The organism is Nonomuraea gerenzanensis (genome assembly GCF_020215645.1).
Classification (GTDB): Bacteria; Actinomycetota; Actinomycetes; order Streptosporangiales; family Streptosporangiaceae; genus Nonomuraea; species Nonomuraea gerenzanensis.
In genome coordinates, this window is the sequence record NZ_CP084058.1 from 1,889,300 (window position 1) to 1,913,682 (window position 24,383).

29 protein-coding genes are annotated in these 24,383 nt (G+C 70.1%); 19 read left to right on the forward strand and 10 right to left on the reverse strand.

Annotated elements, in window-relative coordinates; genetic code table 11:
• Nucleotides 1-3: 3 nt before the first annotated feature.
• Complete coding sequence (gene glpK, locus LCN96_RS09180; protein ID WP_225272162.1) at nt 4-1,482, reverse strand: glycerol kinase GlpK; 1,479 nt, start codon at nt 1,480-1,482, stop codon at nt 4-6.
• 74 nt (nt 1,483-1,556) lie between these two features.
• Nucleotides 1,557-2,330: an IclR family transcriptional regulator gene (locus LCN96_RS09185; protein WP_397351864.1), complete on the reverse strand. Its 774-nt coding sequence runs from the start codon at nt 2,328-2,330 to the stop codon at nt 1,557-1,559.
• Nucleotides 2,331-2,396: 66 nt separating this feature from the next.
• On the opposite strand from LCN96_RS09185, the gene LCN96_RS09190 reads away from it, so the two are divergent.
• Nucleotides 2,397-3,023, forward strand: coding sequence for a TetR/AcrR family transcriptional regulator (locus LCN96_RS09190; RefSeq protein WP_225272164.1), 627 nt, complete (start codon nt 2,397-2,399; stop codon nt 3,021-3,023).
• 39 nt (nt 3,024-3,062) lie between these two features.
• Here the strand turns inward: LCN96_RS09190 and LCN96_RS09195 are convergent, their stop codons facing one another.
• The gene (locus LCN96_RS09195) at nt 3,063-3,590 is read right to left on the reverse strand and encodes a hypothetical protein (RefSeq protein ID WP_225272165.1); all 528 of its coding nucleotides are present in this window, start codon (nt 3,588-3,590) and stop codon (nt 3,063-3,065) included.
• Between the two features lie 110 nt (nt 3,591-3,700).
• On the opposite strand from LCN96_RS09195, the gene LCN96_RS09200 reads away from it, so the two are divergent.
• Nucleotides 3,701-4,279 carry a YqgE/AlgH family protein gene (locus LCN96_RS09200; protein ID WP_148435015.1) on the forward strand — a complete coding sequence of 193 codons (579 nt, stop codon included), beginning with the start codon at nt 3,701-3,703 and terminating at the stop codon, nt 4,277-4,279.
• 102 nt (nt 4,280-4,381) lie between these two features.
• Here the strand turns inward: LCN96_RS09200 and LCN96_RS09205 are convergent, their stop codons facing one another.
• Entirely contained in the window at nt 4,382-4,990 is a 609-nt protein-coding gene (locus tag LCN96_RS09205) for a TetR family transcriptional regulator (protein WP_225272166.1), read from the reverse strand.
• 160 nt (nt 4,991-5,150) lie between these two features.
• Here LCN96_RS09205 and LCN96_RS09210 point away from each other — a divergent pair, with 160 nt between their 5' ends.
• The 7 genes from LCN96_RS09210 (at nt 5,151) to LCN96_RS09240 (ending at nt 12,975) form a co-directional block, all read left to right on the forward strand.
• Nucleotides 5,151-6,746, forward strand: a complete 1,596-nt coding sequence (locus LCN96_RS09210) for an MFS transporter (RefSeq protein ID WP_225272167.1) — start codon at nt 5,151-5,153, stop codon at nt 6,744-6,746.
• A gap of 305 nt (nt 6,747-7,051) precedes the next feature.
• Nucleotides 7,052-7,312 carry a DUF3039 domain-containing protein gene (locus LCN96_RS09215; RefSeq protein WP_225272168.1) on the forward strand — a complete coding sequence of 87 codons (261 nt, stop codon included), beginning with the start codon at nt 7,052-7,054 and terminating at the stop codon, nt 7,310-7,312.
• Between the two features lie 318 nt (nt 7,313-7,630).
• The gene (locus LCN96_RS09220; RefSeq protein WP_225272169.1) at nt 7,631-8,422 is read left to right on the forward strand and encodes a zinc metalloprotease; all 792 of its coding nucleotides are present in this window, start codon (nt 7,631-7,633) and stop codon (nt 8,420-8,422) included.
• A 27-nt stretch (nt 8,423-8,449) separates the two neighbouring features.
• Nucleotides 8,450-9,835, forward strand: a complete 1,386-nt coding sequence (locus tag LCN96_RS09225) for an MFS transporter (protein WP_225272170.1) — start codon at nt 8,450-8,452, stop codon at nt 9,833-9,835.
• Nucleotides 9,836-10,185: 350 nt separating this feature from the next.
• Nucleotides 10,186-10,377 carry a hypothetical protein gene (locus tag LCN96_RS09230; protein ID WP_225272171.1) on the forward strand — a complete coding sequence of 64 codons (192 nt, stop codon included), beginning with the start codon at nt 10,186-10,188 and terminating at the stop codon, nt 10,375-10,377.
• Between the two features lie 200 nt (nt 10,378-10,577).
• Entirely contained in the window at nt 10,578-11,099 is a 522-nt protein-coding gene (locus LCN96_RS09235) for a hypothetical protein (protein WP_225272172.1), read from the forward strand.
• Between the two features lie 124 nt (nt 11,100-11,223).
• Nucleotides 11,224-12,975, forward strand: coding sequence for a DEAD/DEAH box helicase (locus tag LCN96_RS09240; RefSeq protein WP_225272173.1), 1,752 nt, complete (start codon nt 11,224-11,226; stop codon nt 12,973-12,975).
• A gap of 25 nt (nt 12,976-13,000) precedes the next feature.
• Here the strand turns inward: LCN96_RS09240 and LCN96_RS09245 are convergent, their stop codons facing one another.
• Nucleotides 13,001-13,222: a hypothetical protein gene (locus LCN96_RS09245; protein ID WP_225272174.1), complete on the reverse strand. Its 222-nt coding sequence runs from the start codon at nt 13,220-13,222 to the stop codon at nt 13,001-13,003.
• Nucleotides 13,223-13,483: 261 nt separating this feature from the next.
• Here LCN96_RS09245 and LCN96_RS09250 point away from each other — a divergent pair, with 261 nt between their 5' ends.
• Entirely contained in the window at nt 13,484-13,708 is a 225-nt protein-coding gene (locus LCN96_RS09250; protein WP_225272175.1) for a hypothetical protein, read from the forward strand.
• A 184-nt stretch (nt 13,709-13,892) separates the two neighbouring features.
• Complete coding sequence (locus LCN96_RS09255) at nt 13,893-14,270, forward strand: STAS domain-containing protein (protein ID WP_225272176.1); 378 nt, start codon at nt 13,893-13,895, stop codon at nt 14,268-14,270.
• Between the two features lie 13 nt (nt 14,271-14,283).
• Here LCN96_RS09255 and LCN96_RS09260 read toward each other — a convergent pair whose 3' ends face one another.
• The 3 genes from LCN96_RS09260 to LCN96_RS09270 are packed head-to-tail and all read right to left on the reverse strand — an operon-like array spanning nt 14,284 to nt 16,766.
• Entirely contained in the window at nt 14,284-14,784 is a 501-nt protein-coding gene (locus LCN96_RS09260) for a hypothetical protein (RefSeq protein WP_225272177.1), read from the reverse strand.
• 29 nt (nt 14,785-14,813) lie between these two features.
• Complete coding sequence (locus LCN96_RS09265) at nt 14,814-15,467, reverse strand: nicotinamidase (protein ID WP_225272178.1); 654 nt, start codon at nt 15,465-15,467, stop codon at nt 14,814-14,816.
• 15 nt (nt 15,468-15,482) lie between these two features.
• On the reverse strand, nt 15,483-16,766 hold the full coding sequence (locus LCN96_RS09270; protein WP_225272179.1) for a nicotinate phosphoribosyltransferase: 1,284 nt from the start codon (nt 16,764-16,766) through the stop codon (nt 15,483-15,485).
• Between the two features lie 46 nt (nt 16,767-16,812).
• Between LCN96_RS09270 and clpS the strand changes: the two genes are divergently transcribed.
• From clpS to LCN96_RS09295, 5 genes are all read left to right on the forward strand, one after another.
• Complete coding sequence (gene clpS / locus LCN96_RS09275; RefSeq protein ID WP_225272180.1) at nt 16,813-17,106, forward strand: ATP-dependent Clp protease adapter ClpS; 294 nt, start codon at nt 16,813-16,815, stop codon at nt 17,104-17,106.
• Between the two features lie 28 nt (nt 17,107-17,134).
• Nucleotides 17,135-17,659, forward strand: coding sequence for a DUF2017 domain-containing protein (locus tag LCN96_RS09280; RefSeq protein ID WP_263657460.1), 525 nt, complete (start codon nt 17,135-17,137; stop codon nt 17,657-17,659).
• A gap of 9 nt (nt 17,660-17,668) precedes the next feature.
• The gene (locus LCN96_RS09285; protein ID WP_225272182.1) at nt 17,669-18,070 is read left to right on the forward strand and encodes a Mov34/MPN/PAD-1 family protein; all 402 of its coding nucleotides are present in this window, start codon (nt 17,669-17,671) and stop codon (nt 18,068-18,070) included.
• A 141-nt stretch (nt 18,071-18,211) separates the two neighbouring features.
• Nucleotides 18,212-18,484, forward strand: a complete 273-nt coding sequence (locus LCN96_RS09290; protein ID WP_225272183.1) for a MoaD/ThiS family protein — start codon at nt 18,212-18,214, stop codon at nt 18,482-18,484.
• A gap of 1 nt (nt 18,485) precedes the next feature.
• A complete protein-coding gene (locus LCN96_RS09295) occupies nt 18,486-19,433 on the forward strand; it encodes a PLP-dependent cysteine synthase family protein (protein WP_225272184.1) in 948 nt (315 codons plus the stop codon).
• 60 nt (nt 19,434-19,493) lie between these two features.
• On the opposite strand, the gene LCN96_RS09300 is transcribed toward LCN96_RS09295, so the two are convergent.
• On the reverse strand, nt 19,494-21,380 hold the full coding sequence (locus LCN96_RS09300) for a DUF3352 domain-containing protein (protein WP_225272185.1): 1,887 nt from the start codon (nt 21,378-21,380) through the stop codon (nt 19,494-19,496).
• Nucleotides 21,381-21,465: 85 nt separating this feature from the next.
• Nucleotides 21,466-21,792, reverse strand: a complete 327-nt coding sequence (locus LCN96_RS09305; protein ID WP_225272186.1) for a hypothetical protein — start codon at nt 21,790-21,792, stop codon at nt 21,466-21,468.
• 102 nt (nt 21,793-21,894) lie between these two features.
• On the opposite strand from LCN96_RS09305, the gene LCN96_RS09310 reads away from it, so the two are divergent.
• The 3 genes from LCN96_RS09310 (at nt 21,895) to LCN96_RS09320 (ending at nt 24,378) form a co-directional block, all read left to right on the forward strand.
• Complete coding sequence (locus tag LCN96_RS09310; RefSeq protein WP_225272187.1) at nt 21,895-22,686, forward strand: thioesterase family protein; 792 nt, start codon at nt 21,895-21,897, stop codon at nt 22,684-22,686.
• Nucleotides 22,687-22,804: 118 nt separating this feature from the next.
• Nucleotides 22,805-23,629: a glutamate racemase gene (gene murI / locus LCN96_RS09315; protein ID WP_225272188.1), complete on the forward strand. Its 825-nt coding sequence runs from the start codon at nt 22,805-22,807 to the stop codon at nt 23,627-23,629.
• A complete protein-coding gene (locus tag LCN96_RS09320) occupies nt 23,626-24,378 on the forward strand; it encodes an MBL fold metallo-hydrolase (protein ID WP_225272189.1) in 753 nt (250 codons plus the stop codon). Before murI ends, LCN96_RS09320 begins: the two co-directional genes overlap by 4 nt.
• Nucleotides 24,379-24,383: the final 5 nt, after the last annotated feature.

Genomic DNA, 24,383 nt, shown 5'->3' on the forward strand with positions numbered 1-24,383 from the left:
CCGTCATCCCTCCTGCTCGACCCAGCCCAGGGTGCGGGCCACGGCCTTCTTCCAGTTGCGGTACTCGCGCTCGCGGGCCGCCTCGTCGATCGCGGGCCGCCATTCGGCGGCCTTGTGCCAGTTGGCGCGCAGGGTGTCGAGATCCGGCCAGTAGCCGGTGGCCAGCCCCGCCGCGTACGCGGCGCCCAGTGCGGTCGTCTCGGCCACCATCGGCCGGATCACCGGCACGGCCAGCACGTCGGCCAGGGTCTGCATGAGCAGGTTGTCGGCGGTCATGCCGCCGTCGGCCCGCAGCGTCGTCAGGTCGAGCCCCGAGTCGGCGTTCATGGCGTCCACGACCTCGCGCGTCTGCCAGGCCGTGGCCTCCAGCACGGCCCGCGCGAGGTGCCCCTTGTTCACGAACCCGGTCAGCCCCGCGATCACCCCGCGCGCGTCGGCGCGCCAGTGCGGCGCGAACAGCCCGGAGAAGGCCGGTACGAAGTAGCAGCCGCCGTTGTCGTCGACCGTCTTGGCCAGCGTCTCGATCTCGGCCGCGCTGGAGATGAGGCCGAGGTTGTCGCGCAGCCACTGCACCAGGGAGCCGGTGACCGCGATGGCGCCCTCCAGCGCGTACGTGGCGGGGCCTTCGCCGATCCGGTAGCCGACGGTGGTCAGCAGGCCGTGCTTGGAGACGACCGGCTCGCGGCCGGTGTTCATCAGCAGGAAGCTGCCCGAGCCGTAGGTGCTCTTGGTCTCGCCGGGCTCGAAGCAGGTCTGCCCGAACAGCGCCGCCTGCTGGTCGCCGAGCGCCGCCGCCACCGGGACGCCGTCCTCGGTGTGGCCGTAGACCTCGGCGGACGGGCGGATCTCCGGCAGCATCGCGCGTGGCACGCCCATCGCGTCGAGCAGCTCGTCGTCCCAGGCCAGGGTGTGGATGTTCATCAGCATCGTGCGGCTGGCGTTGGTCACGTCGGTGATGTGGCGGCCCGTGAGGTTCCACAGCAGCCAGCTGTCCATCGTGCCGAACAGCACCTCGCCGCGCTCCGCGCGCTCCCGCAGCCCGTACGCGTCGAGCAGCCAGCGGATCTTGGGCCCGGCGAAGTAGGTGGCCAGCGGCAGCCCGGCGCGCTCCTTGAACAGGGCCTCGTGCTCGGAAAGGGCGCGCGTGAGCGCGTCGGTGCGGGTGTCCTGCCAGACGACCGTGGGGCAGACCGGGCGGCCGGTCGCGCGGTCCCACAGGACGGTGGTCTCGCGCTGGTTGGTGATGCCCAGGGCGGCGATCTGGGAGTGCTCGATGCCGGCCCCGCCGACCGCCTCGGTGAGGACGGCCCGTACGTTCTGCCAGATCTCCTCCGCGTCGTGCTCGACCCAGCCCGGCTTGGGGAAGATCTGGCGATGCTCGCGCTGGGCGACGGAGATGATGTTGCCGGCCTCGTCGAACACGATGCACCGGCTGGACGTGGTGCCCTGGTCGATGGCTGCGACGTAGTGCGGTCGAGGCACTGGGTTCCTCGCAAGGCTCATGGTTCGACAATGCCGAACGAATGGTATGTGGTCCGCCGAAGCTTGTTCAAGTGTCATCGGGCGAGGTCGCGGGTGATGGCGCGGGCGGCGTCGCGGACGTAGGAGACGAACCGCATGTCCAGCCCGCCGTCCGGCACCAGCCGCTCGACCGCGCCGCGGATGCCGATGGCGCCCACCACGATGCCGCGCGCGTCCTTGATCGGGGCGGCGACGGCCACCTCGCCCTCCGTCAGCTCCTCCATCTCGGCCGCCCAGCCCCGCGCCCTGACCTGGTCGAGCTCCGCCTCCAAGGCCGCCGGGTCGACGATCGTGTGCTTGGTGGCCGGCTCCAGCGGCTGCGTGGCCTCGCCGTACGGGTCGTGCGCGAGCAGCACCTTGCCCAGCGCGCTCGCGTGCGTCGGCAGGTACGTGCCCACCTGCAGCGTCTGCATGCTGTCGTCGGGGCGGAAGACGTGGTGGATGACCAGCACGTGCCCCTCGTGCAGGGTGCCGATCCAGGCGCTCTCCCTGCTGCGGCCGGCCAGCGCGTCGGCCCAGTTGATGGAGCGGGTGCGCAGCTCGTTGACGTCGAGGTAGCTGCTGCCCAGATGGAGCAGCGTGGCGCCGAGGCGGTACTTGCCCGTGGCCGCGTCCTGCTCGACGAAACCCACGTGCACCAGCGTACGCAGGATGCCGTGCAGCGTGCCCTTCGGCAGGCCCAGGGCCCGCGCCAGCTCGGCCACCCCCAGTTGCCGTGGACCGGAGGCGAGCAGCCGTAGGATCGCGGCGGCGCGCTCCACCGATTGAATCGTCTCTCCCACAACGGGAACCCTAACGCAGTTCGGCATTGTCGAACACCGAGTTAACGGGAAAAGTGTGCCGGTAAGCTGTTTCTGGTACGAGAAGGAGACTTGATGGACCAACCTTCCCGCTCGGCGGGAACCGTGCGGCCGGGGGGCCGCACCGCCCGGGTCCGCGCGGCCGTCCTGGAGGCCACCCAGGACGAGCTGGTCGAGCGCGGCTTCCACGGCCTGACCATGGATCAGGTCGCGGCCAGGGCAGGCGTCGGCAAGACGACCGTCTACCGGCGCTGGGGCAGCACACCCGGACTGGTGGCCGACCTCATGAACGAGCTGGCCAACCAGTCCGCCGACCACGCCGACACGGGCAGCGTCGAGGAGGACCTGCGGGCCAACGCGCTGGCCGTGCTCGACGCGCTCAACGACGGGCGGCTCGGGGTGACGTTCCAGGCGGTGATCGCCGCCGCCACCTCCGACGAGCAGGCCGCGCAGGCGCTGCGCGGGTTCTATCTGCGCCGCATCGAGGAGTGGGCCAAAGTCGTGGACCTGGCCGTGCGGCGGGGGGAGCTGCCCGAGGGCACCGACGGCGGTGAGGTGATCAGGGCCGTCTCGGCCCCGCTCTACTACCGCCTGGTGGTCACGAGGGAGCCGGTGACGCGGGTGGTCGCCGAGCAGTCCGTGGCCCGCACGCTGGCCGCCGCCAGGGCGGGAGCCTTCGTCGTGGCGGCCCCGCCCGGCTGATCGCGGCCAGGGGAGGGCCCCGGCCGGGTGCGGTGCGGGTCACGGGCTCGATCGCGGCCAGATCGAGCCGTACCACCACAGGATGCCGCCCACCACCACGAGCCCGCCCGCCGTCGCCAGCTTGCCCATCAGGTCGGCGGGCGGGCCCGTGTAGGGCAGGTGGCCGTGGCGGCGATGCCCCCAGGGGCAGTCGTTCTCCACGTGGCTGGAGTCGATCAGCGTCTCCGGGGTGTCGTCGCCGACCGAGTACGCCTCGATCTCGGCGCCGCTGCCCTTGCCCACCGGCACGTGCCGGACGATGGTCTTGCGGGCCGGGATCGAGCCGCTCGCCACGCTGGTGCCGTCGGCCTTGAGGTCGAAGCGGGCGAGCTGGCGGGTCTGGTTGTGCAGCCGTACGGGCACCCGGCCCGAGCGGCACGCCACGTCGTCGACGGTCATCGTGAACGGGTCGCCGACGTCGTGCTGGGGCCAGGGCCAGTCCGTCGGACGGGCGTCGGAGGCGGAGGGGAGCAGCGCGATGGCGCCCACCGGCAGGGCGGCCAACAGGAGGCGGATTCTGGTACGCATATGTTCCCCCAAGCGCGATTTCCGCTACCTAAAGTTCCCAAGTGTGCACGAAAAGTAACATCGACACGCTGGGGGAGCGCGCACCCCCGCAGGTACTTCATGATGGAGGTATGGCGGAAGCGATCTACGTCGGAGGGTTGCTGGTGGCGACGCCACTCCTCGACGACCCCAACTTCCGGCGTAGCGTCGTGCTGATTCTCGAACACGACCACGACGGCGGCACCCTGGGCGTCGTGCTCAACCGGCCCAGCGACATCTCGGTGACACAGGTGCTGCCTGTGTGGGATCCCCTCGTGACCGGTCCTTCCGTGCTGTTCGAGGGCGGTCCCGTACAGACGGACAGCGCGCTGGCGCTGGCGGCGGTGCCCAGCGGGGAGGAGCCGCTGGGGTGGCGTCGGCTGCACGCGGGCACCGACGCGGTGGCCCGGCTGGGCACGGTCGATCTGGACGCGCCCCCGGAGATCCTGCAGGGTGAGATCGCGCAGATGCGCATCTTCGCGGGGTACGCGGGCTGGACCTCGGGGCAGCTGGAGAGCGAGATCGCCGAGGGGGCCTGGTACGTGGTGGACTCCGAGGTGGGTGACACCTTCCATGCCGATCCGGCCTCGTTGTGGCGGCGGGTGCTCCGGCGTCAGCGCGGCGAGCTGGCGTTCGTGGCGACCTGCCCAGACGACCCCACGATGAACTAGCCGCGACTCCCGATCGACTGGCCGCAGGCCCGCACTGACTGCACGCCGGGCTGGCTGCACGCCGGGCTGGCTGCACGCCGGGCTGGCTGCACCCCGGGCCGGCTACAGGTCCCAGTCCGGCCGCAGGGAACGCTCCGCCAGTGCGATGCTCTCCGCCATCCTGTGCTGAACGTCCCCGATCGTGCCGTCGCGGCGCGGGCACTCGAACCCGACGCGCATGGTCGACATCGCGAACGCCACGATCAGGTGCGTGAGCTGGTCCTCGTCGGCGTTCACGCCCCTGCGGGCGGCGATCGCCTCGGCGAGGTGCTGCTCCGTCTGGGCGCCCCTGGCCGCCGACAGGCCGACCAGGCGCGGATGGTCGTCGAGCAGCCGCCGCAGCTTCAGGAATCTCTGCGCGTCCTCCGGTGTCGCGCCCTCGAGGTCGGCCAGGACGGCGCGCATCGCCTGCATGAGGCAGGTGAAGGGCGGCTCGTCCGGCGGCCGCTGCGCCAGGGCCTCCAGCATGAGGTCCTCGGCGTGGTCGTGGAACAGTAGAACCAGGTGGTCCTTGCCGGTGAAGTAGCGGAAGAAGGTGCGGGGGGAGATCTCGACGGCCCCCGCTATCTGCTCGACGGTGGTCGACTCGTATCCTTGTTCGAGGAACAGGTCGAGCGCCGCGTCGAGGATCGCCAGGCGCGTCTTCTCCTTCTTGCGTTCCCGAAGACCCACTGTGGTCACTCCCTCGAAACCTTTCTGTCACAGTGTGCCATAAGTCATAGGACGACGAATAAAAGTCATTTGTCACACGTCACAGACTGACAGTAGATTACCTGAGACTTACGAGATCTATGCCCTGGTGTGGGGCGATACGGGTACTTGAGGGGGATTCATGGCTGATACGAAGGCGGTCACCGCGCCGTCCTCGTCCGGCCCTGGCAAGCCGGGGACGGGGACCAACCCGTGGCTTGTGCTGCTGGCGGTGAGCCTTGGTGTGATCATGGTGATGCTCGACGGCACGGTCGTCGGCATCGCCAACCCGGTCATCCAGGCCGACCTGAAGGCGACACTTTCCGACCTGCAGTGGGTGACCAGCGGTTACCTGCTCGCGCTCGCGGTCTTCCTGATCACCGCCGGTAAGCTCGGCGACCTGTTCGGGCACAAGCGGGTGTTTCTCATCGGGGTGGCGGGCTTCGCCCTGTCTTCCGTGGGCATCGGGCTCAGCGCCGAACTGGCCGAGATCATTCCCGGTGTCACCCCGATCGGCGCGCTGATCGGGCTGCGGGTGCTGCAGGGCCTGTTCGGCGCGTTGCTGCAGCCGGCCGCGCTGGCCCTGCTGCGTGGCGCGTTCCCGGGGGAGAAGCTGAACCAGGCGATGGGGGCCTGGGGTGCGATCATCGGCCTGTCCAGCGCCGCCGGGCCGATCGTGGGCGGCGTGCTGGTCGAGAAGGTCAACTGGGAGTCGGTCTTCTTCATCAACGCTCCCGTCGGCATCATCGCCCTGATCATGGGCATCCTGCTGATCAAGGAGAACCGCTCGAAGACGTTCGCGCGCATCGACTGGCTCGGCGTGGTGCTGCTGTCCGGCGCGATGTTCTCGCTGGTCTGGACGATCATCAAGGCTCCCGAGTGGGGCTGGGGCGACAGCACGACGCTCTCCTTCGTCGGGGCGTTCGTGGTGCTCATCGCCGCGTTCGTCTTCTGGCAGAGCAGGGCGGGGCAGCCGCTGGTGCCGCTGTCGCTGTTCGCGAACCCGTCCATCTCCATCGGCACCTTCCTGATGATGATGGTCGCGTTCGCCATGTTCGGCGCGATGTTCTTCCTCGGCTTCTTCTTCCAGGGCGTGCACGGGCTCTCGCCGCTGGAGGCCGGTCTGCGCATGTTGCCGATGAGCGCGGGCATGATCGTCGCCTCGCCGCTGGCGGGCATGGCGCTCGGCAGGCTGGGGCCGAAGATCACGATGGCGGCCGGTCTGCTGGTCACCGCGCTGGCGATGTTCCTCATGTCCCGGCTCAGCATCGACGCCTCCTTCATCGAGAGCGGCATCCCGTTCGTGCTGCTCGCCTTCGGGCTCTCGCCGGTCTTCGTGGGCGCCACGGAGATCATCGTGGGGAACGCGCCGGTGGAGCTGAGCGGGGTGGCCGGCGGGCTGCAGCAGTCGGCCATGCAGGTCGGCGGCGCGCTCGGCACCGCCATCCTGGGCGCCGTGATGGCCGCCGAGATCTCCGACACGCTGCCGGGCTACCTCGGGCCCGCGGCGGCGCAGATCCCGCCGGCACAGCTGGAGGGGCTGGAGAAGGCCGCCGCCTTCGGGCAGGCGCCTCCCGGGCTGCCGCAGCAGATCGGCGATGCCATCCACCTGTCGTTCATGGACGGCATGCACGTCGCCTTCCTGGTGAGCACCTGCATCGCGGTGCTGACCGCCGCGCTGACGCTCTTCGTCAGGGCGGGCAGGAAGACCGAGGGTGCGGCGGTCCACCTGGGCTGACAGCCGCCTCGTCATGCGGCCTCCGCCCGTTCGGGCGGGGGCCGTGTCGCGTTTCGGGGGAGGTGTGCCGCGCCCTCGCGCAGGGCGTGACGCGTCCGCTCGTGCCGGGTCGCGTCGCGTGCGCGAAGAGGACGTCGTGCGCTGCGAGGATGACGTCGTGCGCGCGGGGAGGGCGTGGTGCGCTGCGGGGAGGGCGGCGTGTACTGCGGGGAGGGCGTGGTGTGTTGCGGGGAGGGCGCCGTGTACTGGGGGGAGGGCGTGGTGTGTTGCGGGGGGCGGTCGTGGGCGGGCATAAACTCAATGGGGTGAGCACGAAGATCCTCCCAGAGCAGGAGACCACTCCGCGGACGTCGCACGGCGACGGCGATCACGAGCGGTTCGCCCACTACGCGGACAAGCACAAGATCACCGAGAGCATGGTGACCGGCACGCCCATCCGCGCCCTGTGCGGCAAGGTCTGGGTGCCCAGCCGCGACCCCAAGAAGTACCCGGTCTGCCCGGAGTGCAAGGAGATCTACGAGGGCCTGCCCCCGGGTGGCGGCGAAGGCGGCGACGACAAGCAGTGAGTGTTGCTGTGCGGTAATCCTCTCGCGTGGAGCTACGGTCTGTAGCCAGACCAGCTCTTTTCGTAGTGGGAGGACCGCATGGCCCGGCGCGCGACCGCCGTCTCGTTGGCATGCCTGCTCGCGGCCGGATTGCTCCCGCCGCTCGACCCCGGCTCCGCCCTGGCGGTCGCCTGCGCCGCCGCGCAACCGCACCCGGCCGTACGTACTTCCGCCTCTCACCCGCACGGCCCCGACGCCGCGTCACGCACGCGCGGATCCGCTGCCGCGTCACGTACGCATGGGCCGACTGTGGGATCGCCGCGGGTACACGGGCCTGTCATGGGGTCGCGGGTTCCGGGGCGGCCGGGGCCGCGCTCGCCCAAGCCGCGCGACGTGGCCATGGTGATGGCCGAGCTGGGCGAGCGCCTGGACGGGGTGACGCCACCCAGCGAGTTCACCGTGCCCACGCGGGTGCACATCATCTCCGCCGGCCCGGAGCGCCGGGTCTCCGACGCGGCGGTCCGCGCCCAGATCGACACGCTCAACTCCGCGTACGGCGGCAAGTTCGGCGGCGTGGACACCGGCGTGCGCTTCCGCCTCGACGGCATCTCGGTCAAGGAGCAGCCCGCCTGGCTCGCCGACCCGGTCGGCCACGAGCGCGACATGAAGAGCGCCCTGCACCTCGGTGGCGCCGACACCCTGAACCTCTACATCGCCCAGCTCAGCGAGCTCATGCTGGGCTTCGCCAGCTACCCCTACTGGTACGCGGGGGCGCCGGCGCTCGACGGCGTGGTGATCGACTGGCGCAGCCTGCCCGGCGGGGCGATGAGCGACTACAACAAGGGCTTCACCGGCGTGCACGAGATCGGCCACTGGCTCGGCCTGTTCCACACGTTCGAGAACGGCTGCAAGGCGCCGGGCGACGGCATCGACGACACCTCGCCCGAGGCCAGGCCCACCGAGGCGTGCCCGCAGGGCAAGGACACCTGCCCTGACCACCCGGGCCAGGACCCCGCGCACAACTACATGGACTACGCGCACGACCGGTGCATGTGGGAGTTCACGGTGGGACAGGCGGATCGCATGCATGAGATGTGGGCGGCGTACCGCACCAGGACGCCCGCTGTCTGACATGTCGGGCCCGTCTACGATGTGCAGGTGACAGCACCAAAAGCACTCGACGCTCCCCACAAGCCCGCGGGAATCCTCGGCCCCGAGTACCGCACCGCCACCTTAGGCATCCTGCTGGTCGTCACGCTGATCGCCTTCGAGGGCATGTCCGTCGGTGTCGTCATGCCCGCCATCGCCGAGGAGCTCGACGCCCTCGACCTGTACGGGCTCAGCTTCTCCGCCTTCCTCATCGCCAGCCTGTTCATGAACGTGGTCGCCGGGCTCTGGTCGGACCGGCGCGGCTACCCGGTGCCGTTCCTGGCCGGGGTGGTGCTGTTCGCCGTGGGCATGGCGCTGGCCGGCGCGGCGGGCTCGGCCGGGATGTTCCTGCTGGCGCGGGCCGTGCAAGGGCTGGGCGGCGGGGCCTCCATCGTGGCGCTGTACGTGATGATCGCCCGTGTGTACCCCATGGAGGTGCGGCCCAAGGCGTTCGCCGCCGTGTCGGCCGCCTGGGTGGTGCCCGCGATGGTGGGGCCGTCCGTGGCCGGGTTCGTCGGGGGCCAGTGGGGGTGGCGTTACGTCTTCTACGGGATCGTGCCGCTGGTCATACCCGCGCTGGTGATGCTCGTACCGGCGTTGCGGATGGGCACCGCCACCGAGGCACAGCCCGGCACCGGGCCGCGTTCCAGGCCGGTCGCGATGACGCTGGCCGCCACGGCGACGGCCGGCGGGGCGGGGCTGCTGCTGTACGGCGTGGACCGGCTGCACGTCGCCGCCGTGGGGGCGAGCGTGGAGACCGTGGCAGGGCTGGCCCTGCTGGTCTACGGCCTGTACCGGCTGCTGCCGCCGGGCGCGTTGCGCTTCCGGCGCGGGCTGTCCACCACCGTGCTCATGCGAGGGTTCTTCTCGGCTTCCTTCTTCGGGGTGAACGCGTTCATCCCGCTGGCGTTGCAGCACGTCAAGGGCTTCGACACGACGTCGGCCGGCATCGCGCTGACGACGGGGGCGCTCGGCTGGTCCGCGGGGTCGTTCCTGCAGAGCAGGCGCACCGGGGAGCCGCACAAGAGGATCAGGCTCGGCGCGGGCTGCGTCACCGCCGCGATCCTCGTCTGCATGCTGGCCGTCGTGCCGGGGGTGAGCGGGTGGATCTCCGTGCCCGCGTGGATCGTGGCGGGCTTCGGGATGGGGTTCGGCATCACCACCATCAGCGTCACGGCCATGCGGCAGTCGCCGGTGAACGAGCAGGGCGCCAACTCCGCCTCCCTCTCCGTCACCGACCAGCTCGGCTCGGCGCTGTCCATCGGCATCGGCGGGGCGCTGGTGAACGTCATCGGGCACGCCTCCTCCCAGATCGCCACCGGGTTCCTGGTCATCTCGGCGCTCATGGCGGTCATCGCGCTGGGCGCGACCCTGCTCGCGGGGCGCGTCCGGTGAATTCCGTCCCTCCTGTCACAGTGATCACTGTTCTGCTGAGCGGGGTGGCCGGGAGTGATAGGACAGCGGGCAAGGAGGTGTCATGGAGGGTGATCACCGGGTCTGGCCCCCTGAGCCGGGGCCTCGCCGTACTCCTCCTGCCTCGGCGGGGGATCGGGAACGTTCCGACACAGGGTCAGGGGCGGGAGGCGGGTGGGGGCGTCCGCCGGAACCGCCGCCGGCCTGGGGGCGTCGTGGGCGACCGTACGCGGACGAGCCCGTGCGGCCGGCCTCGCAGCGGCAGGACCCCGCGCTAGGGGACCGCGCGCCAGAAAACCCCGTGCGAGGGGACCGCGCGCGAGGGGATCCCGGTGGGGACTCCGGCTGGGGCCCGCTGCCTGACCCGCCTGGTCAGGGCTTGCCCCGCCGCGACCCGCCCCGGCACGGACTCCCTCGCCGAGACCTGCCCCGGCAAGACCGGTCCTCGCAAGACCTGCCCCGGGGCCCGTCCTGGCAAGACCCGCCCCACGACGACCCCCGGCGACCACACCCCCTCGACCTAGACCTGGACCCAGCGCTGGACCCAGGGACGGGCCCGGAGTTCGAGGAGCCGGCGTGGAGCCCGCGGATCCGCCACGACCTGGGCCCCGCCGGGGAAGACCGGTGGGACGACGCGCTCCCGCCGTCCGCCCACCTCCACGGCTCCCCGAAGGACCCGAGCGAGCGCGGGCGACGCCTGGGCGGGAAACGGCTGGGGCGGCGCGTGGGGATCGTGCTGGCGGCGCTGGCGGCGGGAGCGGGGCTGGTGGCGGCGGCGACGGCGGCGGCGTTGTGGCTGACCGCGCCTCCGGGGGATACGGGAAGGCTGAGCGACGCGCTGGCCGGGGTGGCGGCGACGTTGCCGCAGGGGTGGAGCCAGGGCGCGGTGCCGCCGGTGACGGGGTTCACGTCGGTCGTACGGGACGGCCACGGGGGCCTGGTGATGGCCAGGCCGATGCAGGGCCCGGTGAAGGACGCGGAGAAGGCCACGCAGGAGGCGGCGGACCTGTACTCCAGGCTCCTGCTCAGAGGGGACCGGGTGACGGTGGTCGAGGACCGGCGGCTGCCCGACGGCCACACCCGTGCGCTACGAGCGGAATACGGGGACGTGGTGAATCGCCCGGCGTACCTGAGAGTGATGCTGCTCACTCGCGAGTCGCGTCCCGTCCTGCTGGTGGGGCTGCTGCAACCTGAGGAAACCAGTCGCAGGCAGGCGCTCGACGCGGTGATGACGAGTCTCCGATAAGCCGCATAGCACGTGAGGAAGACCTTGGCCAGAATCCTCGGCTCACGGCACGTCTTGTCGGTGGGCCCGATTACTCTTGGGTCACTGTGAGAGAGCGAAGCACACGAACCCCAGAGGTGATGCGGTGAGCACCTTCGCCGCGTCCCACCTATCGCCTTCCTATCCCGACCGGGCCGCGTGGGGCACCGCGCCCAAGTTGCGTGCTTGGCAGCAGGAGGCGTTCGACCTCTACTTCAGGCGCGAGCCGCGTGACTTCCTCACCGTGGCGACGCCGGGCGCGGGCAAGACGACCTACGCCCTGCGCATCGCCAGCGAGCTGCTCGCCAACGGGGTGATCAGGGCGGTCACCATCGTGACCCCCACCGAGCACCTCAAGCGCCAGTGGGCCGACGCGGCCGGCCGCGTGGGCATCGCCATCGACCCCGAGTTCAAGAACAGCCAGGGCACGACCTCACGCGACTACACCGGGGTGGCGGTGACCTACGCGCAGGTCGCCATGCACCCCGCGCTGCACAGAGCCCGCACGGAGCACCGCAAGACGCTGGTCATCTTCGACGAGATCCACCACGCGGGCGACGCCAAGTCCTGGGGCGACGGTGTGCGCGAGGCGTTCGAGCCGGCCACGCGCCGCCTCCAGCTCACCGGCACGCCGTTCAGGTCCGACGACAACCCGATCCCGTTCGTCGCCTACGAGGAGGACGCGGAGGGCCTCAAGCGCAGCGTCGCCGACTACTCCTACGGCTACGGCCCGGCGCTCTCCGACAACGTCGTGCGGCCGGTCATCTTCCTGGCGTACTCCGGCGAGATGAAGTGGCGCACGCGGGCCGGCGACGAGATCGCCGCCACGCTCGGCACCCCGCTCACCAAGGACCAGCTCTCCCAGGCGTGGCGGGCCGCGCTCGACCCGAAGGGCGACTGGATCCGCCAGGTCATGCAGGCCGCCGACCGCCGGCTCACCGAGGTGCGCAGGGGCGTGCCCGACGCGGGCGGCCTGGTCATCGCCACCGACCACGAGACGGCCCGTGCCTACGCCCGCCACCTGCGCAACATCACCGGTGAGGGCGCCACGGTGGTCCTGTCCGACGACCCCGGTGCGTCCAAGAAGATCAAGGCGTTCGCGGCCTCCGAGGACCGGTGGCTGGTGGCCGTCCGCATGGTGTCGGAAGGCGTCGACATCCCGCGCCTGTGCGTCGGCGTCTACGCCACCTCCACCTCGACCCCGCTCTTCTTCGCCCAGGCCGTGGGCCGCTTCGTGCGTGCCCGCAAGCGCGGCGAGACCGCCTCGGTCTTCCTCCCCTCGGTGCCCACGCTCATGGGCCTGGCCAACGAGATGGAGGTCGAGCGCGACCACGTCCTCAACAAGCGGCCTCCGGAGGACGGCCTCGACGACTCGCTGCTGGAGCAGGCCAACCGCAAGCAGGACAATCCGGACGTCCTTGGTGATGAGCTCCCGTTCGAGACGATGGAGACGTCGGCGACGTTCGACCGGGTGCTGTTCGACGGGGGCGAGTTCGGCACGGGCGCGGAGATCGGCTCGGCCGAGGAGGAGGACTTCATCGGCCTGCCCGGGCTGCTGGAGCCCGACCAGGTGGCCCAGCTGTTGCGCAAGCGGCAGTCCGATCAGCAGGCGGCCAAGCGCAAGCAGCAGACGGAGGCGCCCAAGCAGGAGCTGGCGCCGCACGAGCAGGTCGCGGAGCTGCGGCGTGAGCTCAACGGGCTGGTCGGGGCGTGGAACCATCGCACGGGGCAGCCGCACGGGGTGATTCACTCGGAGCTGCGGCGGGCGTGCGGCGGGCCGCCGATCGCTCAGGCGACGGTGGAGCAGATCCAGGAGCGCATCGCCACGATCCGCCGCTGGGCCACGCAGCGCCGCTGACTCGCGACGGTGACGGGCGGGCCGCTCAGTCGGTGGTGGCGGGTTGCGACCACTCGTGGAGCCGGTAGGAGGCGCGGGTCCAGTCCAGGGTCAGGACGATGCGGCCCGCCGTCCGTACCCGGGTGAGGGCGCTGTACGCGGCGGCGCCACCGAAGCGCGACCGGAGGTAGGCGGCGTTCCGCGAGCGGAAGCGGTGGTCGGTCAGCGCCGCCACCGTGCGCAGGGTCACCCGGCTGCGCGGGTTCATCGCGCGGAGCCGGCCGTACAGCTCGAACAGCGAGTCCAGAGCGGCGAACCGGTAGAGGGCGGCGGCCTGGCCGGGTACGAGCGCGCTGATCCGCTCGGAAGTTCAGTGCATCCCGTCGGGCGAGGGCGCGCCCGTGGAGTTCGCGCGCAGTGAAAACAGCCTGCGTCCGGCGAAGAAGGGTAGGGCATGGCCATTCGGTTTCCCGGATGACATGAAGTGCGCCGATTTATACAACACCGGTTCGTGGGAGAAAGGACGAAAATGAAGACGCTGTCACTCGCATTCGCGGCGGCGATCTCCACGGTCATCGATTCAAGACATGTGTCACTGCTCATCCTGAGCGTCCTGATCGGGCTAACGGTGGCCGCGATGCGTAAGTTGTCCCGCCATTCGCATGTCGTCATGGTGATCGGCGGCACCACCGTCATGCTCGGCGTTCTCGCCGTCCTCACCCTGGCGTACGTGGTCACCTATCGCGCGGTATGAGGGCGGAGGCCCGGCGACACGTGTCTTCGCAGGTCGAACCGTACGAACCGGCCGCCGGGCCGATGGTCACGAAGCGTGACTCTGCGCATTTGGACACAGAGCAGTGGCCTTCTGTTAGAAGCTCGACGGGAACGGCAACAACCACTCTTGGCTGTCTCGCCGGATATGCAGAAGGACGTTGCCCATGTCGTCTGAGGCCACCGGAAAATCGACGCTGAGCGTCACCTCAGGCCTCTCTCGAAACGCCATCATCATCAGGCTCGAGGGCGAGCTGGACGTCAACGCGCTGCCGCTCCTGCGAGAGCACCTGCAGCGCATCTGGGATCTGCCCCCGAAGTCCTTCTTGATCCTGGATCTCGGCGAGGTCTCGTTCTGCGACTCCATGGGGATGAACGAGCTGGTCGACATCATGCAGCGGTGCGAGTCCAGAGGCACCCGGCTGCTGCTCGGCGGGGTTCAGGGGGTGATGGCCCGGGTTCTGTCGATCACCGGGCTGCGGCACGCTTTCGAAGTGTTCGCCGTGTTCGACGACGCGCTGCGGATGGCGGTCGCGCACCCCTGAACCCCCTGCCTCGCTAGGCGGCCTGCTGCGGGATCAGGCGGCCGCTGCGGCCGTCGGCCGGGGCGTGGCGCGCCTTGCCCGGTAACGGGACCCGGAGCGACGCCGTCCCGTCCTCGACGCGGACCGGCAGCGCCGGGGAGCCCGGCTGGGCCTCCCGGCGGGTGTGCAGCCAGATCAGCAGCTTCCTGTCTCTGGCCAGGAGCGTGACCTCGGCGCACGCACACTCGCGTGACGTGGCCGGCCAGCTCAGCAGCAGCCCGCCGTCCTCGATCCCGGCGGTGTGCGGGACCTGGGCGCGCTCGTCACAGGACGATGGCATCGGCACGGCGCGGGCGGCGGCCGAGCGGACGGGGACGGCGGGATGCGGGAGGGCGTCCATGCCGATCGTCCCCATCTCCAGCAGGGCTAACGTCACGAGCGCGCCCGCGCGCTCTTTGGTGCTGCCCCTGATGAGCAGCCATAGGCAGAGGGGGGCGAGCAGGAGCCAGGCCATGCCGAGGGAGAGGGGCAGCATGTGGGACCTCCCACGTGAGGGAAGAGTGATTACTCTCCGTGTTGCTCCGGTTTCGGAGTGGCTTCGCCCTCTTCGATATCACATGAGCTGAGCGTTGCCCAGGGCGTACGCTTCGTGATCGGCAGCGGCGCCCCCCGCAGGGCGACGCCCGCCTCGCGCAGCTCCGCGATCGCCGCCTCGGTCGTCGTCGGGGAGACGCCGGCCGTCAGGTCCAGCAGGACGCGCACCGCCAGGCCGTGCTTGACCGCGTCGAGGGCGGTGGCGCGGACGCAGTGGTCGGTGGCGATGCCCACCACGTCCACCTCGCGCACCCCGCGCTCCATGAGCCAGTCGGCCAGCGGCACCCCGTCACTGGAAGTGCCCTCGAACCCGCTGTACGCCGCCGCGTACGTGCCCTTGCTGAAGATCTCCTCCACCGCGGACACGTCGAACGCGGGGTGGAAGTCGGCTCCCGGCGTGCCGGCGATGCAGTGGGCAGGCCATGTGGCGACGAAGTCGGGGTTGTCGGAGAAGTGCGTGCCGGGGGAGATGTGATAGTCGCGGGACGCCACGACGTGGTCGTAGCCGTGGTCGGCCACGTGCCGGGTGATCGCCGCGGCCACCTCCGAGCCCCCGGTCACAGCCAGGCTGCCCCCCTCGCAGAAGTCGTTCTGCACATCGACGATGATCAACGTGGTGCCCATAGGCAGCACGATACGTCAGGCGAATTCGGTGGGGATCGCCGCATACCCGCGGCCGAGGTGCAGCGCCTCCTGGGGGAGGGTCGCGACGGCGGCGGCATGGCGGTCGCGGGCGGCGGTCAGGGGCTCGCGGCCGACGACCTCGCCGTCGCGCACCAGCTCGTGCAGCAGGGGGATGCCGCCCTCGGGGACGAGGCCGCCGGTGGTGATCAGCTCGGTCTCGGCGTGGCCCTGCTCGTCGAGCAGCCGGTAGGCCTCCTTGCGGCCCCCGCGCGACGGCTTGCCCACCGACCGCTTGGCCACGGCCTCCAGCTTGCCCGTGGCCGTCTCCCGCGCCACCAGCTTGTACACCAGGGCCGCCGTCGGCACGCCCGAGCCGGTCACCAGGGAGGTGCCGACGCCGTAGCCGTCCACGGGGGCGGCGGCGAGCGCGGCGATGGCGTACTCGTCGAGGTCGGAGGTGACCAGGATGCGGGTGTCGCGGGCGCCGAGCGCGTCGAGCTGCTCGCGCACCTCCTGCGCCGCCGCGGCCAGGTCGCCGGAGTCGATGCGGACGGCGCCCAGCTTGTCGCCTGCCAGCTCGACGGCGGTCCGTACGGCGGCGGGCACGTCGTAGGTGTCGACCAGCAACGTGGTCTCCGGCCCCAGGGAGGCGATCTGGGCCTCGAACGCCGCCCGCTCCGAGTCGTGCAGCAGCGTGAACGCGTGCGCCGCCGTACCGGCCGTGGGCACCCCGTACAGGCGGCCGGCCATCAGGTTGGAGGTGGAGGCGAACCCGGCGATGTAGGCGGCCCTGGCGGCGGCCACCGCGGCGGCCTCGTGCGTGCGGCGCGAGCCCATCTCGATGAGCGGCCGCTTGCAGGCGGCATTCGTCATGCGGGAGGCGGCGGAGGCGATCGCGCAGTCGTGGTTCAAGATGGACAGCGTGACGGTCTCCAGCAGCACGGCCTCGGCGAACGTGCCCTCCACCACCATGATCGGGGAGGCGGGGAAGTAGAGGTCGCCCTCGCGGTAGCCGTAGATGTTCCCGGAGAAGCGGTAATCGGCCAGAAACGCCAGAGTGTGCTCGTCCACGACGCCGTGCTCACGCAGGTAGGTGAGTTCATCGTCACCGAAACGGAAGCGTTCGAGCTCGTCCAGGACACGTCCCGTGCCGGCGACAACCCCGTAGCGGCGCCCTCCTGGCAGGTGGCGGGCGAACACCTCGAAGACCGCGCGGCGGTGGGCCGCGCCGCTCCGCAGCGCGGCCTGCAGCATCGTCAGCTCATAGTGATCTGTGAGCAACGCAGTGCTCATGGTCATTGTCACGACTCGAAGACTACGGCCCAGATAGGGCAGACTCGGGGATGTGGGTAGCACCGCTCCAATCACCGTCGAGCGTCCGTCATCGGACGTCCGGCCCGATCTGCCATGGGTGACCATCGTCTGGAATGACCCGGTCAACCTCATGTCCTACGTGACCTATGTCTTCCAAACGGTCTTCGGCTATACGCGGGAGAAGGCCGAGAAACTGATGATGGACGTGCACCACAAGGGCAAGGCTGTCGTGTCCAGCGGCACGCGCGAGGAGATGGAACGCGATGTGCAGATTCTCCACTCCTACGGCCTGTGGGCGACGCTCCAGCCGGATTCGGTCAAGTGAATCGCACGAGATCAGTGAGGCGGCACCGGTGAGCTCGGGGTTCTCGCGGGGAAGAAACGGCAGCGTCGTGGCGGTGTTCGAGGCCGCGGAGATCTCGCTGCTGCGCTCGCTCGTCTCCATGATGCTCGGCATCGTCTCGCCGGGGCAGACCAGCGACGACCCGCTGGAGCGGGCGCTGGGCATCGGTGACGGCGCGGCGCCGTCCGATCCGGTGCTGGTCAGGCTGTTCCCCTCGGCGTACGAGGACGAGAAGGAGTCGGCGGAGTTCCGCCGCTACACCGAGGCCACGCTGCGCGACGGCAAGCGGGCCGACGCGCAGACCGTGCACGAGACCGCCCGGTCGGGGCGCTTCGAGCTGTCGCCGGAGGAGGCCCAGGCGTGGCTGCGCTCGCTGAACGACCTGCGCCTGACGCTCGGCACCAAGCTGGAGGTGACCGAAGAGGTGCACGACGAGATCGCGATGATGTCCGAGGACGACCCCCGTTACCCGGCCTACGTGACCTACGACTGGTTGACCTACCTCCAGGACAGCCTGGTCCGGGCGCTCTGGTAACTTCCGGGCATGCTGTCGATCTCGCAGGAACTGGTGGACAAGATCGTCGCCCATGCCCGGGCCGATCACCCGGACGAAGCGTGCGGCGTCATCGCGGGCAAGAACGGCGTGCCCGAGCGATTCATCCCCATGGCGAACGCCGAGCGTTCCCCGACGTTCTACCGCTTCGACTCGATGGAGCAGTTGCGCGTGTGGCGGGAGATGGACGACCTGGACGAGGAGCCGGTCGTGATCTACCACTCTCACACCGCCACCGAGGCGTACCCGTCGCGCACCGACATCTCCTACGCCTCCGAGCCCCACGCGCACTACGTGCTGGTCTCCACCCGGGACGAGCAGGAGGTGGAGTTCCGCTCCTACCGCATCCTCGACGGTGTCGTCACGGAGGAAGAGGTAAGGTTTCTCCCATGATGGTCAGGCCGGTGCAGAGCTTCCTCTTTGCGCACACTCCTGCTGTCGTCGTCTACGACTGTCGCTGACTCGGAATCCGCATCCAGCCATCGGCGTTGCATGCCGATGGGACGACGACCTGATCTGAGGAGACTGACCGCGATGGCCATCGAGGTTCGCATTCCGACCATCCTGCGTAACTACACCGACGGCGCCAAGGCCGTGAACGCCGAGGGCGCGACGCTCGAAGAGCTGATCAGCAACCTCGAGGCCGCGCACCCCGGCATCAAGGCGCGGCTCGTCGACGACGGCAGCCTGCGCCGCTTCGTCAACGTCTACCTGAACGACGAGGACGTGCGGTTCCTCGGCGGCCTGGGCACGCCGGTGTCCGACGGCGACACGGTGACCGTGCTCCCCGCAGTCGCCGGCGGGTGACATGCGTTTCGACTCACTGATCGACTCGGTCGGCCGCACCCCGCTGGTGGGGCTGCCCAGGCTGTCGCCCTCCGCCGACGTGCGCGTCTGGGCCAAGCTGGAGGACCGCAACCCGACCGGCTCGATCAAGGACCGGCCGGCCCTGTGGATGATCCAGGAGGCCGAGAAGGACGGGCTGCTCACGCCGGGCTGCACGATCCTCGAGCCGACCAGCGGCAACACCGGCATCTCGCTGGCCATGTCGGCCAAGCTCAAGGGCTACAGGCTGATCTGCGTGATGCCGGAGAACACCTCGGAGGAGCGCCGCCAGCTGCTGCGCATGTGGGGCGCCGAGATCATCTCCTCGCCCGCCGCCGGCGGCTCCAACGAGGCCGTGCGCGTGGCCAAGGGGCTGGCCGCCGAGCACCCCGACTGGGTCATGCTCTACCAGTACGGCAACCCGGCCAACTGGCGCTCTCACTACGAGACCACGGGCCCCGAGATCCTCGAGGATCTGCCCACGATCACCCACTTCGTCGCCGGCCTCGGCACGACCGGCACCTTGATGGGGGTCGGCCGGTTCCTGCGCGAGCAGGTGCCGGGCGTGCAGATCGTCGCGGCCGAGCCGCGCTACGGCGAGCTGGTGTACGGGCTGCGCAACGTGGACGAGGGGTTCATCCCCGAGCTCTACGACGAGTCGGTGCTGACCACCCGCTTCTCGGTGGGCTCGGCCGACGCGCTGCGCCGTACCCGCGAGCTGCTGGCCGCCGAGGGCATCTTCGCCGGTGTCTCGACCGGGGCCGCGCTGCACGCGGCGCTGGGCGTGGCCAGGAAGGCGGTCAAGGCCGGCGAGCGGGCCGACGTCGTGTTCGTGGTGGCCGACGGCGGCTGGAAGTACCTGTCCACGGGCGCCTACGAGGGCACCCTGGAGGAGGCCGAAGAGCGCCTGGAGGGCCAGCTCTGGGCCTGAGAGCCGAAGAAAGAGGGCGGCCGGTCGTCATCGACCGGCCGCCCCTTCGTTCTACCGCCCTCAGTTGAACAGCAGCCGCAGCGAGAACGTCGCCTCGGTGTCGGTCTGCGTGCCACTCATCCCGACGGCGCGCAGCACCTCGGCGTTGGCCTTGTCGTCGCCCTCCATGGAGGCCAGGTAGAGCTTCTCGACCTTGTCGAGGTCCACGAAGAACGCGTAGTTCGCGTCGGCCGCGTTGGGGATCGCGGTCTGGAACGTCTCCGAGTCGCCCAGCGTGCCCTCCCCGGCCAGCTGCTTGGCGTACGCGTCGGTGGTGGCCACCGTGAAGACGCCGTCACCGGAGACCTTGGCGATCTGCGGGGCGGCACCGCCGCTCTGCGTCAGCGCCGCCTGGACCTTGTCGAGGATGGCCTGCGCCTTGGCCGGGTCGGTCATCACCCGCACGCCGCCCTTGATCTGGTCGCTGTCCAGGCCCTCGCTGTCGACGGCGATCGTGAAGTTCTTGCCGAAGACCGTGGCCAGGTCGCCGGGCAGCTCCAGGCCGAACTGCGTCTTGGCCTGCTGCAGCATCTGGCTGATCTCGGTGCTGCCGGCCGCCGTGGCCTGCTTCTCGATCTCGGCCCACTGCTTGGTGACGACCTGGTCGAGCCCGGAGATCGACAGCGCGCCGGCCGTGGAGGCGGGCAGGGTGCCGAGGTCGGCCTTGGGCAGCTCGCCCTGCGGGGCCATGCCCTTGGCGCCGCGCACGAGGCCGGCCAGCTCGACGTAGGCGCTGTCGAAGCGCAGCGCGCCGGCGAACCTGGCGTCCTTGACCTGGTCGACGGCCGCCTGCTGGTCGGCGGGGATCTCCTTCTTGGCCAGCTCGACGAGGCCGCCCATGTCGGCCCAGAACGACAGCACGCCCTGCTCGCCGACCGCGCCCATGTCCTCGTCGAACTCGGGGTTGTCGGACAGGCTGCCCTCGCTCCTGGCGTACTTGTCGGCCAGCGCCTGGGTGGTGCTGAGCAGCGCGTAGTCCTCGCGGAAGGCCACGCCGTACTTCTCGCCCTCCATGAGCTTGGCGAGGCCGGCCTTGGCCAGCTCCTGGTCCTTGACCTGCACGGCCACCGCGAGATCGGGCTCCTCCTTGCCGGAGGGGACGGCGGCGACGCCGAGCCGGCTGCCCAGCCACGGGTCGACGTCCTTGGCGAAGTCCAGCTTGCTGTCGGAGTCCTGGTCGTTGATCAGGTCGAACAGCGCCTTGCGCGGGTCCTCGCCGGTGAAGGCGTCCTTGGTGACCGTGAACTTGCCGGCGAGCTGGAACAGCGCCAGCTTCTGGTTCGCGGCCGGGTCCAGGTCGAGGCGGGCGTAGGCGATCGAGTTCGCGGGGAGCACGTCGTTCGGCTGGGTGCCGCCACCGCCGAAGGCGCCCACGGCCCAGACCGCGCCGCCGCCGAGCAGGATCACGGCGAGTGCCGCCGCGACGGCGATGATCCAGCTCTTGCGGCCCTTCTTGGCCGGCTCCTGGCCGCCGAAACCGTCGGGGCCCTGCTGCTGCCAGCCGCCCTGGGCGTACTGGCCCTGCTGCTGCCAACCACCCTGGTCCTGCCAGCCGACCTGCTCCTGCTGCCAGCCCTGCTGGGGTTGCTGTTGCTGCTGCCAGCCCTGCTGCTGCTGCTGGCCTTGCTGGCCGCCGTACTGGGGTGCGCCGCCGTAGGAGGGCTGCTGCTGCCCGTACTGGGGGCCGTAGGAGGGCTGCTGGCCGTACGACGCCTGCTGACCGTAGGCACCCTGACCTTGAGCGTCGTACTGCGGCTGGCCGTACTGCTGCTGCTGGTACGGCTGCTGCGGCGGGTAGGGCGGGCCCGGATACTGAGCCGTCGGCTGCTGCTCCGGCTGCCCCTGGTTCCAGTTGTACGCCGTGGTCCGGTCAGGATCCTGGCCATAGGGGGGATTGTTCGCAGACATCACTCAACTCACAATGTGGACTTTTGACCACAGAGAAAGTATCTGATGTTGCTAGACGGGCGCTTGCAATGTGCTGAAGTTGGAATTAGACCCTGTTCAGCTCTTTTCGCAGGACATCGATGTGCACCTCGCCGTCGCCGTAGTCGATGACGTTCTCCCAGGGCACGAATGTGCAGCCGGCGTAGACCAGGCGCGCCAGCGCCTGCGAGAGCCAGGCCGATCGGCCCTGGCGATCACGGGTGAGGCCGAGCAGGAGCGGGGCGCGGCGCACGGAGACCACCAGCCCGTACACCGTGTGGCTCTGCTGGAGCTCGCCCCGGTGCTTGACGACCCGGATGTCCACCACGAAACCGACCCACACCCCGTTGGAGTCCCAAACGGACTGACCGATGAGTTCGGTGACACTTGCCATGATCAAACGTTGTCAGCCGAATCGTGTTTTCGCAGGTAGGCGCGCTGAGGGAAGAATGCTCTAGAGTGTCTAGAACATAGTTCCAGATATGAGGCAGGGCGGATGAGCAAGTTCGACGAGGCCACGCAGGCGATCAGGGTGGACGAGAACACCTACGACGTGTGTCTCGACCCCGGGTACGCGATCGGCGGCCCGCTCAACGGTGGCTACCTGATGGCCGTGATCCTGCGTGCGGCGGTGGACGCCTCGCCGTTCGAGCACCCCGTGAGCCAGACGGCCCAGTTCCTGAAGGCGCCGGTCCCCGGGCCCGCGCAGGTCAGGATCGAGCCGCTGAAGGCGGGCAGGACGGCCGCGTTCGCCAGGGCGACGCTGGTGCAGGACGGGGTGGCGCACATCGAGGGGCTGATCACGACGGCCACGCTCCAGGACGTCGAGCCCGTCTACAGCGGTGCGGCGGCGCCCGGCATGCCGCCGATCGAGGAGTGCGCCAAGCTGCCCGACCCCAAGCCGGAGTCGGGCATGACGTTGAACGCCCAGCTGGAGCTGCTCTTCGACCCGCCCACCATCGGCTGGCTGAAGGGCGAGCCCAGCGGCCGGCCGGAGTCGCGGGCCTACTTCAGGATGGCCGAGCCGCAGGACCCCGACCCGTACGTGCTGGCGCTGGCCGTGGACGTGCTGCCGCCCGTGGTGTTCTCCGCGGGGATGCGCGGCTGGGCGCCCACCGTGGACCTCACCTGGCACCTGCGCGCGCTGCCCGCGCCCGGCTGGCTGACGCTCGTCGGCAGCGGCCGGCTGATCTCCGACGGCTGGTTCGACGAGGAGGTCGAGGTACGCGACTCCACCGGCCGGCTCATCGCCCAGTCGCGCCAGCTCGCCCGCGTCGGAAGGGGCTGAAATATCGCGCTTTATGCGGGCTTACTGTGAGCAAGGCAACAGCCTTTTCCGCCACGCGTGTCGCAGTGTGAGCATTCTTACGCAGTGTTGATCGTGCAGGTCGCCTACCCTCTAGAGCGTGCCGGACGCGAGTATTGGGATCTTCGACAGCGGGGTCGGCGGCCTGACGGTCGCCCGTGCGATCATCGACCAGCTGCCCCACGAATCGATCACGTACGTGGCCGACACGGCCCATCAGCCCTATGGGCCCAAACGCCTCGCGGAGCTGCGCGCCTACGCCCTGGAGGTCATGGACCACCTGGTCGAGCAGGACGTCAAGATGCTCGTGATCGCGTGCAACAGCGCCAGCTCCGCCGTGCTGCGCGACGCCCGCGAGCGCTACGACGTCCCCGTAGTCGAGGTGATCATGCCGGCCACCAGGCGGGCGGTGCGCGCCACCCGTAACGGCAGGGTCGGCGTGATCGCCACCAGGGCCACCATCGACTCCCTGGCCTATCACGACGCCTTCACCGCGGCGCCCGACGTCCAGCTCACCGGCGTGGCCGCCCCACGCCTGGTGGACTACGTCGAGCGCGGAGAGACGATGAGCGACGAGCTCATCGAGGTCGTGCGCGAGTACCTGGAGCCCATCAGGGCCGCCGGGTGCGACACGCTCATCCTCGGCTGCACGCACTACCCGCTGCTCACCGGCGCCATCTCCTACGTCACCGGTGAAGGGGTCACGCTGATCTCCAGCGCGGACGAGACGGCCAAGGACGTCTACCGGATCCTGCACGACCGCGATCTGGCGGCGCGGGTCGGAGCCACCCCCCGGCACCGCTTCCGCGCCACCGGCGACTCCCTGCTCTTCGCCCGGCTCGGGCGACGATTCCTGGGCCCGGAGATCGACGTGGTCGAAGTCGCACCAGTGGGGGGTACTACCTATAACGGGAGGCCCACATGAAGGTGACCATCGTCGGTTGTTCCGGGAGCTACCCCGGCCCCGACAGCCCCGCATCCTGCTACCTTCTCGAAGCCGACGGGTTCAGGCTGCTGCTCGACCTCGGCAGCGGGTCACTGGGCGCGCTGCAACGCCACATCGGCCTGTACGACGTGGACGCCATCTGCCTATCGCACCTGCATGCCGACCATTGTCTCGACATCTGCGGCTACCACGTGGCCAGGACGTACGGGCCCGCGGCGCCGTACCCTCTCGTGCCGGTCTACGCGCCCGCCGGCGCGCCCGGCCGCCTGGCGGCCGCGTACGGCATGCCGGAGGAGCCCGGGCTGGAGACCGCGTTCGAGTTCGTGGCGCTGACGCCGGGCGCGTACGAGATCGGGCCGTTCACGCTCACCGCCGGGCTGGTCAACCACCCGGTCGAGGCGTACGGGTTCCGGGTCGCCAACGGCGGCAGGAGCGTGGCCTACTCCGGTGACACCGGCGAGTCGAACGAGCTGGTCAAGCTGGCCACCGGCGTCGATCTGCTGCTGTGCGAGGCGTCGTTCGTGGAGGGCCCCGACCTGCCTCCCGACCTGCACCTGACCGGCCGCCAGGCGGCCGAGCACGCGGCCAAGGCCGACGTGGGCAGGCTGGTGCTGACCCACCTCGTCCCGTGGAACGACCAGGCCACCGTGCTGGAGGAGGCCGCGGGCGGCGGGTTCGCCGGGCCGGTGGAGCTGGCCCGCAGCGGCGCCGTCTACGACCTCGCCTGATACCG

Bases quoted from the DNA above. Each gene is read 5' to 3' on its own strand.
- LCN96_RS09185 (WP_397351864.1), bottom strand. From the start codon at position 2,330: ATGCCGAACTGCGTTAGGGTTCCCGTTGTGGGAGAGACGATTCAATCG.
- LCN96_RS09190 (WP_225272164.1), top strand. From the start codon at position 2,397: ATGGACCAACCTTCCCGCTCGGCGGGAACCGTGCGGCCGGGGGGCCGC.
- LCN96_RS09195 (WP_225272165.1), bottom strand. From the start codon at position 3,590: ATGCGTACCAGAATCCGCCTCCTGTTGGCCGCCCTGCCGGTGGGCGCC.
- LCN96_RS09200 (WP_148435015.1), top strand. From the start codon at position 3,701: ATGGCGGAAGCGATCTACGTCGGAGGGTTGCTGGTGGCGACGCCACTC.
- LCN96_RS09210 (WP_225272167.1), top strand. From the start codon at position 5,151: ATGGCTGATACGAAGGCGGTCACCGCGCCGTCCTCGTCCGGCCCTGGC.
- LCN96_RS09220 (WP_225272169.1), top strand. From the start codon at position 7,631: ATGGGGTCGCGGGTTCCGGGGCGGCCGGGGCCGCGCTCGCCCAAGCCG.
- LCN96_RS09245 (WP_225272174.1), bottom strand. From the start codon at position 13,222: ATGAACCCGCGCAGCCGGGTGACCCTGCGCACGGTGGCGGCGCTGACC.
- LCN96_RS09250 (WP_225272175.1), top strand. From the start codon at position 13,484: ATGAAGACGCTGTCACTCGCATTCGCGGCGGCGATCTCCACGGTCATC.
- LCN96_RS09255 (WP_225272176.1), top strand. From the start codon at position 13,893: ATGTCGTCTGAGGCCACCGGAAAATCGACGCTGAGCGTCACCTCAGGC.
- LCN96_RS09260 (WP_225272177.1), bottom strand. From the start codon at position 14,784: ATGCTGCCCCTCTCCCTCGGCATGGCCTGGCTCCTGCTCGCCCCCCTC.
- LCN96_RS09265 (WP_225272178.1), bottom strand. From the start codon at position 15,467: ATGGGCACCACGTTGATCATCGTCGATGTGCAGAACGACTTCTGCGAG.
- LCN96_RS09270 (WP_225272179.1), bottom strand. From the start codon at position 16,766: ATGACCATGAGCACTGCGTTGCTCACAGATCACTATGAGCTGACGATG.
- LCN96_RS09285 (WP_225272182.1), top strand. From the start codon at position 17,669: ATGCTGTCGATCTCGCAGGAACTGGTGGACAAGATCGTCGCCCATGCC.
- LCN96_RS09290 (WP_225272183.1), top strand. From the start codon at position 18,212: ATGGCCATCGAGGTTCGCATTCCGACCATCCTGCGTAACTACACCGAC.
- LCN96_RS09295 (WP_225272184.1), top strand. From the start codon at position 18,486: ATGCGTTTCGACTCACTGATCGACTCGGTCGGCCGCACCCCGCTGGTG.
- LCN96_RS09300 (WP_225272185.1), bottom strand. From the start codon at position 21,380: ATGTCTGCGAACAATCCCCCCTATGGCCAGGATCCTGACCGGACCACG.
- LCN96_RS09305 (WP_225272186.1), bottom strand. From the start codon at position 21,792: ATGGCAAGTGTCACCGAACTCATCGGTCAGTCCGTTTGGGACTCCAAC.
- LCN96_RS09310 (WP_225272187.1), top strand. From the start codon at position 21,895: ATGAGCAAGTTCGACGAGGCCACGCAGGCGATCAGGGTGGACGAGAAC.
- LCN96_RS09320 (WP_225272189.1), top strand. From the start codon at position 23,626: ATGAAGGTGACCATCGTCGGTTGTTCCGGGAGCTACCCCGGCCCCGAC.